Here is a 14,311-nt window from a genome sequence, read left to right on the forward strand (position 1 = left end):
CGATCGAGGTGAATCCAGTTGACTGTAAGAACGAAAGCAGTTTTGTCCACTTTGGCTTTATCCATGCTCGCGACATCGCTAGCCGGTATTCCGCTAAGCCGCCAAGGATTGGCGGAGAAGCTCGGATGGTCCGGCATCGCTTATGCGGCCGAACCTCTTACGGAGCCGATATCCGAACCGGCAACCGGTCTGGCCGCCGAAGCGGGTCTGCCGTCCGCCGGTTTACTGGACCGGTGGAACGCCATCTACGCCGCGCTGACTGCGGGAGACCCGGCGGATGTCCGGGACGTGGCGAACCTGCAGCTCGAGATCGCCTCCCTCGGCGACGCGGACGCGCGCTTGATCGATCCGATCTGGAATAAGATCGCGGCCAAGCTTCCGGAAACCGCCGATAAGCCGGCGATGCGGGCGAGCTTGTTCCGCCTGTTCAAGGCGGTCGGTTCCGCCCCTTACGATACGCAAGGCGCGGCGTTGGAAGCGATTCGCACCGATCCCGAATACCGGAGCCTGCTGAAGGCGATCGCGGAAGCGGCCGGCGTGCGCGGCCTCGCCATGCAGGATCTTCTCGTCTATTTGTTCGGGGACGGCGCGGGATTGCGAGGCGTCGAAGGAACGGTCGCGGACTTGCTCGCGAGCAAGTCGGCCTTCGAGCTGATCAAGCTGCTCGGCGACAAGCAAGGAATCACGACCGTGTTGGTCCAAGCGATGGGGCAACTGATGGGGGACACCGGCTCCTATAAGCTCAACGCGGTGCTCGCGAATCTCGGCGTCACGCCGCAGGACGTGCAGACGACGGTGTTCGGGTTCCTCGGCAGACTGCAGAAGGACGAGCCGGCGATCAATGCCATGACGGTCGCCTATCTACGCGCGTCGGCGACGGCAAGCGTCGAAGTCGGGGACGACGGACGCAAGCGGACGTATCGGCTCTCCGTCTTCGGCATCGAAATTCCGCCGATCGCGCTCCAATGGACGAAGGTATCCGGAGACCCGGAAGTCGCGGTCGCCCCGGACGGCACCGTGACGATTCCTCCGGACAAGGACGAGGGGACGGCCGTCGTCCGGGCGAGCCTCTTCAATCCGTACGGCGGCGCCGCCAAAGTTCTCTTCGAGCAATCGATCTCGCTGAAGGCGGAAGACGGCGAGCAAACGGTATTCAAGGTCGCTCCGTTCCTCGAACGCGCCGCTCGGATTCATGCGGCGCTGCTGGCCGGGAGTCCCCAAGGCGGGGCGGCGGTTCGGGCCGTTCGCGAAGAGATCGCGGCTATCGATGCGCAGACGGGCGCGGCGCTCATCGGCCCGCTATGGCAAGCGATCGAGCCGAAGCTTCCGGCGAACGTCGACCGGGCCAAGGCGGCGCGAACGTTACTCGGCTTCGTTCGCGCGATCGTTATATTGTCCTATGATCCTCAAGCATCTGAGCTGGATGCGCTGTTGGCGGACCCGGACACTCGGGCGCTCGTGAAAGCGGTCGGCGCCGCCGGCGGCGTGCCGAATCTCGCGCCGGACGATTTGCTCGTCTTCCTATTCGGCGACGGCGAATCGATCGGTGGCGTAGAAGGCGCGGTCCGCGGCACGATAGCGGAGATGGCGCCGGAAGAGCTGGCGAGATGGCTCGGAAGCGGGCGAGGCGCCGAGGAGCTCGCGCTGCAGGCGGCGAAAGGGTTGCTCGCCGACACGGAACGATACGAATGGAGCTCCGCGCTGCAAGGACTGGGCATCGCTCCGCAGACGCTGCTGGAAACGGCGCTTGCCTTCCAAGCGCGACTGGCGAACGACGAAGCGGCCGGACGCGCTTTAACCGTCGCGCTCGTCCGTTCGGAGACGGAATCGACGACGGAAACGAGCGCGGACGGACTTACCCAGCGCTTCGGGCTGAAAGCGTTCGGAGCCCAGCTTCCGGCTTCCGTCCTGCGGTGGACGAAAGTATCGGGCAGCGCCGACGTCAAGGTGGAACCGAGCGGCGTCGTTACCATTCCGCGCAGGGTCGAAACGGCGACGGCGGTCATCCAAGCCGAGCTCGTCAATCCGGATTCCGGGAAGGGTACCGTCTTGTACTCGCAGGAAGTGACGCTGATATCCGAAGGGGGCGAAGCGTTCCCGATAGACGCGTATTTGGCTGGGAAACAGAAGCTATGGGCGGCGCTGCGCGCCGGAGAGTCCTCGGACGAGAGGGCTGTGCTCAAGCTTCGCGACGAGATCGCGGGGTTGAACGTCGCGACCGGTCTCCGGTTGATCGATCCGATCTGGAACAAGATCGCGGCCAAGCTTCCGAACAATTCGGATTCGGCGTCGCTGCGTACGAGCTTGTTCAAGCTCATGCGGGACGTAAGCGAGCTGGCGTACGACCCGGATGCGACCGTTGCCGGCTTGGAAGCGTTGCTGGAGAACGAGGATTACGGCAAGCTGCTCGCGTCGATCGCGACCGCGGGCGGAGCTGAGGCGAAGCGCCTGACGACGGACGACGCGCTCGTGTTCTTCTTCGGCGACGGCGAAGCGCGCGGCGGCGTGGAAGGAGCAATTCGGGCGCTGATGGCCGAGTTGAACCCGAAGGATCTCGCCGGACTGGCGAAGGACGCGCGCGATCGAACGGCGATTCTGAACGAGGCGATGGCAAGCGTGCTGGCCGACCGCGAGAGCTACGGACTTAGCGATGCTCTCGGCCGGATCGGCGTGAGCGCGTCGGATCTACGGTCGACCGTCTCCAATCTGCAAGCCAAGCTCTCGAACGAAGAGAGGGCCGATAACGCCATGACCGTCGCGCTGTTCCGTTCGGAAGCGGTGCCGGAAGTCAAGGAGAGCAAGCAAGGACGGCGCCAAGATTACAGCCTGTCGGTATTCGGCGTCCCATTGCCTGCTTCGTCCTTGAAGTGGAGCAAAGTATCGGGAAGCAAGGACGTGAAAGTAGACGCGGGAGGCACGGTCACGCTGACGGGCAAGGCATTGACCGGCACAGCGGTCATTCAGGCGGCGATCGACGGTTACCGAGGCGATAAGCCGGTCGTCTTCCGCCAGGAAATCACGATCGCGGTCGAGGGAGAAGACATCGATCGGATTCTCGACGAGTTGGAAGAGAAGCTTGACGCGATCGAGGCGAAGCTGAAGAGAACGCCGGGAACGCTGGCGAAGCTGGCGTTGATCGTGGAAGTCATCTCGGCGGGCAACGACGCGATGAAGCGGATTAGCGACTCCGACGCGGACAAAGCCGACAAGCAGAAGGGAATCAAGAAGTCGCAAGAGCAGGTCAAGGATACGATTAACGCCATCGTTCGTTACGTATTGGGATTCTAAGCATGAGCCGGTCTTCTTTTCCCGCGGGGAGAGAAGACCGGCTTTATTTGCGATCGAGAGGGGATCTTAGAACATGGAACGCAAACGGAGAACAAGCGGGAGAAGAAGCAGATGGGCGGGGGTTCGCGTCACCCGTCGTTTAAAGAGGATCGATCCGGTCGTCGTAGGGCTGGGGGCGTTAATCGTCGTTCTGTCGGTCGCGTGGGGGAGCTTATACTGGAAGGAATCTTCGGGACCGAGTCCCGTCGATTACGCGGAGGCGAACGCCGGCGCAAACCCTGAGAGGCAAGAAGACAAGGTTGCAAGCGCATCTACGCTTGTCGCTTCATTGATTCCCGTCGCGGGCGCCGAAGCGGATTACGAGAAAGCCTACGAGTCGCGGGACGACTTCGCTGCCGGCAACCGGGCACCGGACGAAGAGTATTTACCGCCCGGCGAGACAACGAAAGAAGCCGATGCGCCGGCGGGCGATCCCCTCGGCAGCCATCAACCGCAATCGGCAATAGGCGGTAGTGGATCGGCCAACGGCGAATCGATTCCGCCTGCCGACGCGACGGCGGAAGCTTCTCCGGCACCAAGCGGAGCGGACGACGAATTGCCCGGCGAGCCTGCGTCGGAGACGGATAGAAGTCCGGAAGAGAAGTACGGGCAGGAGATGGAGAAGGCGCAAGCGTCGTGCGCGAGCCTGATGAACGGAAAGACGGAGGAAGCGGAAGAGGCATTAAAGTCCGTTGATCGCGGGAATCCGTTGGAGGCGACGGCTTGGAGCGATACGTGGACGCGGGAGTTGTCCGGGGCAGAGACTACGTGCGACGAATCGTTCGCCGCTTTAACGCAGCGGGCAAGGGGAGAATCGGTCTCCCAAGGGAAAATCGACGATTGGACGATGGCGTACGAGGCGAGGAAGATGGAGCTTCAAGCGGATTATCGGTCGAAGCTTCAACGATTATTGAGAGGATGAGTCTTTCTTAGGAGCCGTTCGTCCCTGCAAGACGCGTTCGAGCAGATTGCGGATCAAATCCAGGTCGTCCTGCTCCAGCGGTACGCCGTCCCAGTGAAGACGTTCGTGGTTCAAATATTCTTTCGCGTTATGATTCGGTTCGATCGGCATCTCCGGATGGTCGGTCAGCCCGAGCAAATAATCCGCCGACGTTCGCAGCTTTCTGGATATCGTCTGGATCGACTCGATCGTCGGCTGCCGGTAACCGGATTCGTATCCCGCGTACGTGCTTTTCGCTACGCCGACGGAATCCGCGACTTCCTGCATCGTTAATTTTCGCTTTTTCCTCATTTGCTTTAACCGCTTGGCGAACATGTCCAACCCTCCGTACCCCGAATAAACCCACGCATAATTATAGCATGATTGCCAATTACTTGCACCCGCCGGCGTGTCCGCTTCGGAACTCTATGTTATCATATAGACGTTCGAATTTGCGGATCGATTTGACCGGAAAGGAAAATCCGAGTTGCTGCCCAAGTATACGACCGTACGCGCTTACGGATCCCAAGAAATCGTCATCAAGAAGTCCAGGTTCATCGGCCACGCCAAACCGGTCGCCACCGAGGAAGAGGCGATTGCGTTCATAGAGGAATTGAAGAAGAAGCATTGGGACGCGACGCACAATTGCTCCGCCTACGTGATCGGGGAGCGAGACCAATTCCAGAAGGCGCTCGACGACGGCGAACCGAGCGGGACGGCGGGCAAGCCGATTCTCGAAGTCATTAAACACCGTGGATTGAAGAACGTGGCCGTCGTCGTCACCCGTTATTTCGGCGGCATCATGCTCGGAGCGGGCGGATTGGTGCGCGCGTACACGGACGGCGCGGTCGCCGGCATCGACGCGGCGGGGCAGATCGTGAACGTGCTGCACCGCGAGGTATACGTCGACGTCGATTATACGTGGTACGGCAAAATCGAGAACGAGCTGCGCGGCAAAGGTTACTTGGTCGGCGACGTGTCTTTCACCGACCGCGTTAACGTGCTATGTTTGCCGGAAGCCGGGGAAGCGGACCGATTCCGGGCTTGGATCACGGACGTTACGCAAGGACAAGCCGTACTCGCCGAGGGCGAGACTCGCTATATCGTTCTGGGTAACCGCCCATAAGGAAACGGAATAGAGTATATTAGTTTTTTTAATGAAATGTCGTTCGTACGATTGACGGGATAAGCCGCCATCTGGTAAAGTATCAATACCAACTAAATTAATAGGAATTATTCTATATACTGCTGTTACAGCTTCAGGAGGTACACGACAACGTGAGTTCCGTGCTGCAGAACCGCTGGTGGAGCTGGGGATTTCGCAGCGCCGTCATGCTCTATTTCATAATATTGATCGTGCTGCCCATCATCGGCATCTACGGTCAATCGTTATCGGCCGGTTGGTCGGCGTTCGTCGATAACTTATCCGAGCCGCTCGCTTGGAATGCCGTGCTCTTGACCGTGAAGCTCGCGGTTATCGCGACGGTCATCAACATGCTCGTCGGCACGATGTCCGCTTGGGTGCTGATTCGTTACCGGTTCCCAGGACGTAGAATCCTGAACAGCCTTGTGGATTTGCCCTTCGCCTTGCCGACGGCCGTGGCGGGACTCATGATCTTGCTCCTGCTCGGCCCTCGCAGCTTCATCGGGGAGTGGGCGGAACGTCTCGGGTTCACGATCTTGTTCCACGAACCCGCGATCGTAATCGCGATGGTGTTCGTTACGTTCCCGTTCGTCATCCGCGCGGTGCAACCGCTGCTGGAAGAGATGGACACCGCCGAAGAGGAAGCCGCGTACACGCTGGGAGCGACGAAGGCGAAGACGTTCTGGAAGGTCATTCTTCCGAACATGCTGCCGGGAATTCTAAGCGGAGCGATGCTCGCCTTCTCCCGCGCGCTCGCCGAATTCGGAGCCGTCGTGCTCGTCGCGGGCAACATTCCGGGCAAGACGCTCATCGCGTCGGTGTACATCTTCGGCGAGATCGAGAGCGATAACGTAATCGGCGCTACGACGGTCAGCGTGTTGCTCCTGACGTTCTCCTTCGTCATCCTCTGGTCGGTCAACTACGTGCAAATGCGGAGGAAAGGCGTATGAGGCGGCTGTGGATCGGTTGTACCTTCGTCGTATTCGGACTGTTGCTTATCGTTCCGGTCATTCGCATCGCGATGGGCGCTTGGAACGAAGGCTGGAGCGGCTTCTCGGGCGGCATCACGCGTCCGGAAACCGGGCACGCGCTGCTCATGACGGGCTTGATCGTCGCCATCGTGACGATTATCAATACGATATTCGGCGTAATGTTATCTTTATATCTCGTGCGGGCGACATGGCTCGGCCGCAAGCTGAAGCAGTTGCTCAACAGCATCGTCGATTTACCGTTCGCGGTATCGCCGGTCATCGGCGGACTTATGATCGTCCTGCTGCTCGGACCGGATACGGCGATCGGGGCGATATTGGGCCGGGCGGGCGTCGACATCGTGTACGCTCTGCCGGGAATGGTCATCGCGACGTTGTTCGTCACGTTCCCGCTCATCGTCCGAGAGGTCATGCCGGTGCTTCAGGAAATCGGCAGCCAGCAGGAGGAAGCGGCGGCGACGCTCGGCGCAAGCGCTTGGACGACGTTCTGGCGCGTGACATGGCCTTCGATCCGTTGGAGCGTCGTGTACGGAGTCGTGCTGACGGTCGCGCGGGCAATGGGCGAATTCGGAGCCGTGCTCGTCGTATCCGGCAACATCATCAACAAGACGCAGACGGCGACGACGCTCGTCTACCAAGACGTCGAGAACTTCAACCTGACCGCGGCGAATGCGGTCGCGCTCGTACTGGCGGCCGGATCGGTCGCGTTGCTCTTATTCATGGAATGGGCCAAATCCCGAAAGGAAGTGCATTAGGATGCATGTAGAAGTCCGCGGTTTGAATAAGAAATTCGGCAGCTTCCAGGCGGTTCACGACGTGAACTTCTCCATCGACAAAGGTCAGCTGATCGGCTTGCTCGGACCGAGCGGCGGCGGCAAAACTTCGATCCTACGCATGCTGGCGGGTCTCGAGACCGTCGATTCCGGCGATATTCTGTTCCATGGCAAGCGGGTGAACGATTTGCCGCCGCAGGAGCGGGGCATCGGCTTCGTCTTCCAGAACTACGCGCTGTTCAAGCACATGACCGTCGCGGACAACATCGCGTTCGGTCTCGAAGTGAAGAAGTGGACGAAGGCGAAGATCCAAGATCGCGTCGCGGAGTTGGTCGAGCTTACGGGTCTGTCCGGCTTCGAGAAGCGACTGCCGCACCAGCTGTCCGGCGGACAACGCCAGCGCGTCGCGTTCGCCCGCGCCTTGGCTCCGGAGCCGCAGTTGCTGTTGCTCGACGAACCGTTCGCGGCGATCGACGCGAAGATCCGGCACGAGCTGCGTTCGTGGCTGCGCGACATGATCGACCGTCTGGGCATTACGTCGATCTTCGTCACGCACGACCAAGACGAGGCGATCGAAGTCGCCGACGAGATTATGATTATCAACAAGGGACGCCTGGAGCAGAAGGGCTCGCCTTGGGAAATTTATAAAGACCCGCAATCGCCGTTCGTCGCGGGCTTCATCGGGGAGTCGACGATCATCGACAACGTCGCGGCGCTGCGCGGCTTCGAGACGGCGAATTCCTGGCCGGGCACGAAGGCGCTCATCCGTCCGGAGTACGTGGAGATCGGCCAGCCGAACGAATTCGCGACGATCTTGTCCGCGACGGAACGCGGACGCGTGAAGCATATCCATTTCCGCGGCAGCGAATGGCTGGTCGAACTCGAAGTCGGAACGACGAAGCTCGTGACGTATCGTTCGCTCGAGAAGGAAGTGCTTCATCCCGGCGACGAAGTGAACGTGCTCATCCACCGCGCCTACCTGTTCAACGACAACGACAGCTGGGTGATGGAGAACAAGCTGAAGGAAGATCCGCTTCCGGTTCATATTTAACCGGGACAGGCGGGAGCCTACGAAGGCACCGCGGGAGGAATGACATGAGGTCTGGCATAGTTACGAAATACGATAGATACCTCAAGCCGCTGCTGCTGGCGCTCGTGCTTATGACGGCGTTGACGGCCTGCGGCAATGGGAGCGACGAAGGCGCGTCCGGAGCGGAACCGAAGCCGGCCGGGGACGTGACGCTCGTCGTCGGCGCGTACTCGGTAGCGAAGGACGCGATCGGGGACATCTTGCCGGCGTTCGAAGCCTACTGGCAAGCGCGGACCGGCCAGTCCGTATCGTTCCAAGAGTCCTACGAGGCTTCGGGAACGCAGGCGCGTGCGATCGTCGGGGGCTTCGAAGCGGACGTTACGCTGCTCGCGATGGAAGGCGACGTCGACAAGCTCGTCAAAGCGAAGCTCGTGGAGCCGGACTGGAACGATAACGCGACCGGAGGCATGGTGACGCGTTCGATCGTCGTGCTCGGCACGCGCGAAGGCAACCCGCTCGGCATACGGGACTTCGACGACTTGAAGCGCGACGACGTGAAGGTGCTCTATCCGAACCCGAAGACGTCGGGCGGAGCGCAATGGGACATTAACGCCATCTACGGCGCGGGACTGAAACGTTCCGAGGCCGAGAAGGGCGCTCAAGACCCCGCGTACGCGAAGCAATTCCTCTCCGACGTCCATCGCAACATCGAGTCGATGGACAAGAGCGGCCGCGCTTCGATGGCGGCGTTCGAATACGGCGTCGGCGACGTCATCGTCACGTACGAGAACGAACTGCTCGCGCGCAAGGCGCAAGGCGTCGAATACGATATCGTCATCCCGAGCAGCACGATTCTGATCGAGAATCCGGCGGCGGTCGTCGCCCGCAATGCCGATCGGCACGGCGTCAGGGAAGTCGCGGAGGCTTTCATCGGCTTCCTGCAGGGCGAAGAGGCGCAGGAGCTGTTCGCGAAGCACGGCTTCCGGCCGGTGAACGAAGCGGCGGCGGAACGATACGCGGACCGGTTCCCGGTACCGAGCGGCCTGTTCGATATCTCGTATTTGGGCGGATGGGATCACGTTCGCGAGACGCTGTATTCGAAGCGCGGGGTGTGGTACCAAGTTCTCGCCGGCAAATAAGCCGAAATATTTCAACGGCCGGTGTTCGCGAACGTGCGAACGCCGGCTTTTTTTGTTAGAATATTGTGGACGACTACGACTAGGAGGATTACCTTTGCAAAGACCAACCAGTATTCGCATGATGCTTATCATTCTATACCTCAAGATGGTCATTACGTTAGTATTCGTCGTCCCGGCGCTCGTCACGGACAACGTGCCGGATGACTTCACGACGGACATGCTCCGCGTATTCATTACGTTCGTATCGCTTGAGTTTCTGTTCGCTCTCTTGATGGTTATGATGGTCCGCAAGCGCAGCAAATATTTCCTGGTCATGCTGCCGGCGTTCGGGATGCTGATCACGAAGTCGTCGGATCTGCAGATGATGGCGACGCTGCTCATCATTCTGCTCTTCTTCCTGAGATCGACGCGCGAATATTTCCAGAACAAGCCGCTGCTCGCGGATGACAAGGACGAGCCGATCGAAGTGTCCACGACGGTCGCCGAAGCGGCCGACGCGAGCGCGGGCGACGCCCAAACCGGCGGCGGCGCCGAGGCGCCGACCAAGCCAGCCGCGATCGAGAAGCCGAAGACGAAGGCGAAGACCGATCTGGAAGTGACGATTCGTCCTGCCGTGCCGGAGGACGCGGATACGATCCATACGCTCATGATGCTGTCGTTCGAGGAGTACCGCCAGACGGTTCCGCCGTCCAGCGCGCTCGACGAGACGAGCGAGGGGATCTTGGAAGCGCTTCGCGAAGGCAACGAATCGGCGGCTATTCTGTACGAGGACGATGCGGCCGTCGCGATGGTCCGCTATAAGTTCGAAGGCGATGCGATCATCTTCTTCCGCCTGTCGGTCATCCCGTCCAAGCGCCGCAGAGGCTACGCGAAGAAGCTCGTGAAGTGGGTCGAGCTGCAAGGCACGACGAAGGGCATGAACGCCAGCCGCTGCAAAGTGCGCCAGACCGTTCAGAACAACGTGAGAATGTACCAGGATCTCGGCTACGAGATTATCGACCAAGAGCTTGTCGTGCGCGAGACCGGTTCGGTGAAGGCGCTTACGCTCGAGAAGAGCTTGCGTCCGCAATAAGGCGACGGGCGCGTTCGCGGATTGCATCCGTCGCTTACTCCGCTAGAGGGAGTAACGATACGACCACGCCCATGCGCTCTCCGCTAACGACGAGACGCGAATCGGCGACGCGATAGGCCGTTCCTTCCAACGTAACGCCGTTCACGAGTCTGAGCAGCAGCAACAGCTGCTCGACGTCGGGGACGGCGTTTTCGGTCGTCGCTCCGTCCGGCGTAATCCAGCTCACGTTCATGGCTTCGGCTCCTCTTCGCCCGGGACGGGCGAATCCGCCTGCTCTCGCGGCTTGAACGGCGGGGGGGAAGACTTGGACGATTCGGCCTCGAACTTGCGCTGCATGCGGAATTCCACCGCTGCGGCAACGATTAACGCGACGAACAAGAATAGCCAGACTCCGATCTGCACGCGCATTGTCCGGATCCCCCTATATTTGGATGATAGTCGTTCGATATCATTGTAACTTGAATATACGTCAAGAAACAATTGGAAATATGAATAATCTCCATAATAAACTTGAAGATGCTTCGAATCCCTTATACTTGAAGCTAAGAGGGGATGACGCGATGACGACGTTCGGTACGCGCTTGAAGCAGGCAAGGGCGAACAAGAAGCTTACACAGATCGAGGTTGCGGACAAGCTGGGCATCGACTATACGACGATCTCGAAATACGAGAACAATAAATCCGAACCGGATAACGAAATTTTGCGCGAGATGGCGGGAATCTACGAGGTGACCTTGGACTGGCTCATCTCCGGGCAAGCGCCGTCGGGCAAGCCGGCGGACGCCATCTATATCGACGGCGTGCTTGAATCGCTAACGCGGGACGAGGCGCTGCACTTGATCGACAGCCTCGAAATGTACAGGCTGCTTCGGGCGAAGCGGGCGAACGGCGCCGCGGGCAATCGCGCAGGCAAAGCAAGCCGCCCGACGGACGACGAATCGGAACCGGGGAGACATCATGGGAAGCAAGAATGAAGCACTGCGCAACGTCGGAATCTTCGCCCACGTCGACGCGGGGAAGACGACGACGACGGAACAGATGCTCTATCGCAGCGGCAGCATCCGGTCGCTCGGCAGCGTCGACGACGGGACGGCGCAGACGGATTGGCTGGAGGTCGAGCGAGAGCGAGGCATATCTGTACGTTCCGCGGTTACCCGATTCGTCTGGCGCGGCACGGAAGTGAATCTGGTCGATACGCCGGGTCACGTCGACTTCCTGTCGGAGGTCGAGCGTTCGCTTCGCGTCATGGACGGCGCGGTGCTCATCCTATCGGCCGTCGAAGGAGTGCAGGCGCAGACGGAAGTCATCTGGCAAGCGTTGCGGGATCTGGGCATACCGACGCTGCTGTACGTCAATAAGCTGGACCGCGTCGGGGCTGATCCGCTTCGCGTGACGGAAGAGATCGGGCGGCTGCTTACGGGCAACGCGGTTCCGATTCAAGCGGTTACGGGCGTGGAAGCGGCATTCGAGGGCGCGATCGGCCTGATCGATTGGCGGAACGAGGGCGCCGCTGCGGATGACGCATCGGAAGCCGTCGGAGCGGCGAGAGAGCGGTTGGTCGACGCGGTAGCGGTACATGACGACGCGCTGCTGGAACGGGTGCTCGAGCACGGCACGTTATCGGATGCGCAGCTGGCGCCAGCGTTGATCGAGGCGACGCGGTCCGCGCGACTGTTCCCGGTGTTGTTCGGCGCTTCGAGCCGCGGCATCGGGGTCGACTCGCTCATGGACGCGGTCGTCGCGCTGCTGCCATCTCCTGCCGCCGACGCCGAGGCGCCGCTCTCCGGCGTCGTGTTCAAGCTGGACAAGGATCCGGCGATGGGACGCGTCGCGTACGTTCGATTGTACGGCGGAACGTTGCGCAACAGAGATTCCGTTCGGAACGTAACGCAGGACATCGAGGAGAAAATCACGCAGATCCGCAAGGTCGACGGCCAGCGAAGCGAGGACGTCGGGATGCTGAGCGCCGGGGATATCGCGGCGGTATACGGCTGGAGCCGCGCGCGGATCGGCGACGTCATCGGCTCGGTTGCGGGCGTGCCGGGAGAGCGGCGGTTGGCGGAGCCGCTCTTGACGGTGCAGGCGCATTGGCGCAACGAAGCGCAATACGCGACGGTCGTCGCGGCGTTCCAAGAACTGGCCGACGAGGATCCGCACTTGGACGTCCAGTGGGTGCCGGAGGATCGCGAGCTGCATCTGAAGGTAATGGGCCCGATCCAGGTCGAGGTGCTCACGCAGATGATGGCGAGCCGCTTCGGGCTGGACGTGTACTTCGACGAGCCTTCGGTCATCTACAAGGAGACGCCGGTCGTTCAGGGAGAAGGCTTCGTCGCGTATACGATGCCGAAGCCTTGCTGGGCGATTCTACGGTTCCGGATCGAGCCGCTGCCGCGGGGGAGCGGACTCGTCTACAGCGCCAACGTGAGGACGGAGAGGCTGCTCGAACGCTATCAGAACGAAGTGGCGCGAAGAGTGCCGGAAGCGTTGGAGCAGGGACTTCGAGGCTGGCCGGTGACCGATCTGAAGGTAACGCTAGTCGAAGGGGAGCATCACGTGTGGCATACGCACCCGCTCGACTTCGTCGTCGCGACGCCGATGGGCATCATGGACGGGCTCGTGAACACGGGAACGAAGCTGCTCGAACCGATGCTCTCTTACCGGTTGTCGACGCCGGAGGAGTTCGGGGGCAAGCTCATGAGCGAGCTCGTGCTCATGCGCGGCACGTTCGACACGCCGGTCGCGCGCGGCGGACGCATGGAGATCGAAGGGACGCTGCCCGTCGCGACGTCGCTCGACTTCCCCGCGCGGCTCGGTTCGCTGACCAAGGGCAGAGGCACGCTCACGACGTTGTTCGCCGGTTATCAAGATTGCCCGCCGGACGTCGAAGCGACGAGGACGCGGCGCGGGGTCAACCCGCTCGATACGTCGAAGTGGATTCTGGCGACGCGAAACGCGTTGTCGGGGGAATAGAGCGGACAGGGGCTGCATCCATAAGCGCGTATCGCGCCGAGGATGCAGCCCCTTGTGTTGCATTACTTATTCAATACGAACTTGTCCAGCACGTGCTTCACGCCGTCCTCGTTGTTGCTGAGCGTGACGTAATCGGCGATCGCCTTGAGAGCCGGCACGGCGTTCGCCATCGCGACGCCTAGTCCGGCGGATTCGACCATCTCGTGATCGTTCATCGCGTCGCCCATCGCGATCGTCTCCTCGATCGGAATGCCGTAATGCGCGGCGAGAAATCGCAGGGCGTGGCCTTTGGTTCCTTCCGGATGCATGAACTCCAAGTAGTTCGGCTTCGACTTCGTCAGGTGCACTTCCCCGGCGAACAGTTCCCGCAGCTCGGGAAGAAGAGCATCCAGCTTCGCCGGCTCGTCGATGATCAATAGCTTCGTCTGCCCTTCGCTCTCGACGATGCGCTTGAAGTCGGACTCGATCGTATAAGGAATCTTGGACTGCGCGCAGTACGCGAGCAGCTTCTCGTTCTCTTCCGGCGCGTACAGTTTGTCGTCGATGTAGCTCTGCAGATGAAGGCCGTTGCTCTTGCAGTAGTCGTACAAGCGTACCGCTACGTCTACGGGCACCGAACGCTCGTACAGCACTTCTTCGTCCAGCAGGTTCTTAATGAGCGAGCCTTGATACGTGATGATCGGGACGTTCAATCCGACTTGGCGGGCGATTCGCTGGGCGGAGTCGAACATGCGCCCGGTGGCGATCGTGACGTGCGCGCCTTGCGCGATCGCTTCGGCCAGCGCTTGGCGGGTCGGCTCGGAGACGGTCAGCTCGTCGGTCAGCAGCGTGTCGTCGAGATCCATGGCAATGAGACGGTAAGGCATCGGTCGGTTCTCCCTCTCTCTATGTCGCAACGTTGATTTCGTTACATTTTACCCCATTCGG

General features: G+C 60.7%; 14 protein-coding genes. 10 read left to right on the forward strand and 4 right to left on the reverse strand.

The window, feature by feature from the left end; all coding sequences use genetic code 11:
* The first annotated feature begins 51 nt into the window (after positions 1 to 51).
* Together ACFQZG_RS08305 and ACFQZG_RS08310 are read left to right on the forward strand one after the other, a co-directional pair.
* Positions 52 to 3,288: a hypothetical protein gene (locus ACFQZG_RS08305; RefSeq protein ID WP_378151280.1), complete on the forward strand. Its 3,237-nt coding sequence runs from the start codon at positions 52 to 54 to the stop codon at positions 3,286 to 3,288.
* Between the two features lie 73 nt (positions 3,289 to 3,361).
* Positions 3,362 to 4,249, forward strand: coding sequence for a hypothetical protein (locus ACFQZG_RS08310; protein ID WP_378151282.1), 888 nt, complete (start codon positions 3,362 to 3,364; stop codon positions 4,247 to 4,249).
* Here the strand turns inward: ACFQZG_RS08310 and ACFQZG_RS08315 are convergent.
* Positions 4,235 to 4,603, reverse strand: a complete 369-nt coding sequence (locus ACFQZG_RS08315; protein WP_378151284.1) for a helix-turn-helix domain-containing protein — start codon at positions 4,601 to 4,603, stop codon at positions 4,235 to 4,237. The two genes, ACFQZG_RS08310 and ACFQZG_RS08315, sit on opposite strands and share 15 nt — an antisense overlap.
* Before the next feature lie 151 nt (positions 4,604 to 4,754).
* On the opposite strand from ACFQZG_RS08315, the gene ACFQZG_RS08320 reads away from it, so the two are divergent.
* The 6 genes from ACFQZG_RS08320 (at position 4,755) to ACFQZG_RS08345 (ending at position 10,414) form a co-directional block, all read left to right on the forward strand.
* A complete protein-coding gene (locus tag ACFQZG_RS08320) occupies positions 4,755 to 5,393 on the forward strand; it encodes a YigZ family protein (RefSeq protein WP_378151286.1) in 639 nt (212 codons plus the stop codon).
* 152 nt (positions 5,394 to 5,545) lie between these two features.
* Complete coding sequence (cysT, locus tag ACFQZG_RS08325; protein ID WP_378151288.1) at positions 5,546 to 6,361, forward strand: sulfate ABC transporter permease subunit CysT; 816 nt, start codon at positions 5,546 to 5,548, stop codon at positions 6,359 to 6,361.
* Complete coding sequence (locus ACFQZG_RS08330; protein ID WP_378151289.1) at positions 6,358 to 7,155, forward strand: sulfate ABC transporter permease subunit; 798 nt, start codon at positions 6,358 to 6,360, stop codon at positions 7,153 to 7,155. Before cysT ends, ACFQZG_RS08330 begins: the two co-directional genes overlap by 4 nt.
* Position 7,156: 1 nt before the next feature.
* The gene (locus ACFQZG_RS08335) at positions 7,157 to 8,224 is read left to right on the forward strand and encodes a sulfate/molybdate ABC transporter ATP-binding protein (protein ID WP_378151291.1); all 1,068 of its coding nucleotides are present in this window, start codon (positions 7,157 to 7,159) and stop codon (positions 8,222 to 8,224) included.
* Positions 8,225 to 8,268: 44 nt separating this feature from the next.
* Entirely contained in the window at positions 8,269 to 9,342 is a 1,074-nt protein-coding gene (locus tag ACFQZG_RS08340; RefSeq protein WP_378151293.1) for a sulfate ABC transporter substrate-binding protein, read from the forward strand.
* Positions 9,343 to 9,436: 94 nt separating this feature from the next.
* Positions 9,437 to 10,414, forward strand: a complete 978-nt coding sequence (locus tag ACFQZG_RS08345; protein WP_378151295.1) for a GNAT family N-acetyltransferase — start codon at positions 9,437 to 9,439, stop codon at positions 10,412 to 10,414.
* A 34-nt stretch (positions 10,415 to 10,448) separates the two neighbouring features.
* On the opposite strand, the gene ACFQZG_RS08350 is transcribed toward ACFQZG_RS08345, so the two are convergent.
* Both ACFQZG_RS08350 and ACFQZG_RS08355 read right to left on the reverse strand, forming a co-directional pair.
* A complete protein-coding gene (locus tag ACFQZG_RS08350; RefSeq protein WP_378151297.1) occupies positions 10,449 to 10,646 on the reverse strand; it encodes a hypothetical protein in 198 nt (65 codons plus the stop codon).
* A complete protein-coding gene (locus tag ACFQZG_RS08355) occupies positions 10,643 to 10,822 on the reverse strand; it encodes a hypothetical protein (protein ID WP_378151299.1) in 180 nt (59 codons plus the stop codon). Before ACFQZG_RS08355 ends, ACFQZG_RS08350 begins: the two co-directional genes overlap by 4 nt.
* A 152-nt stretch (positions 10,823 to 10,974) precedes the next feature.
* On the opposite strand from ACFQZG_RS08355, the gene ACFQZG_RS08360 reads away from it, so the two are divergent.
* Positions 10,975 to 11,388 carry a helix-turn-helix domain-containing protein gene (locus ACFQZG_RS08360; RefSeq protein ID WP_378151301.1) on the forward strand — a complete coding sequence of 138 codons (414 nt, stop codon included), beginning with the start codon at positions 10,975 to 10,977 and terminating at the stop codon, positions 11,386 to 11,388.
* Positions 11,372 to 13,384: a GTP-binding protein gene (locus ACFQZG_RS08365; protein ID WP_378151303.1), complete on the forward strand. Its 2,013-nt coding sequence runs from the start codon at positions 11,372 to 11,374 to the stop codon at positions 13,382 to 13,384. The genes ACFQZG_RS08360 and ACFQZG_RS08365 overlap by 17 nt, the downstream gene beginning before the upstream one ends.
* Before the next feature lie 62 nt (positions 13,385 to 13,446).
* Here ACFQZG_RS08365 and ACFQZG_RS08370 read toward each other — a convergent pair whose 3' ends face one another.
* The gene (locus ACFQZG_RS08370; RefSeq protein ID WP_378151305.1) at positions 13,447 to 14,250 is read right to left on the reverse strand and encodes a Cof-type HAD-IIB family hydrolase; all 804 of its coding nucleotides are present in this window, start codon (positions 14,248 to 14,250) and stop codon (positions 13,447 to 13,449) included.
* Between the last annotated feature and the right edge of the window lie 61 nt (positions 14,251 to 14,311).

Origin of the sequence: Cohnella sp. GCM10027633 (assembly GCF_042675445.1) — a bacterium.
Taxonomy (GTDB): domain Bacteria; phylum Bacillota; class Bacilli; order Paenibacillales; family Paenibacillaceae; genus Cohnella.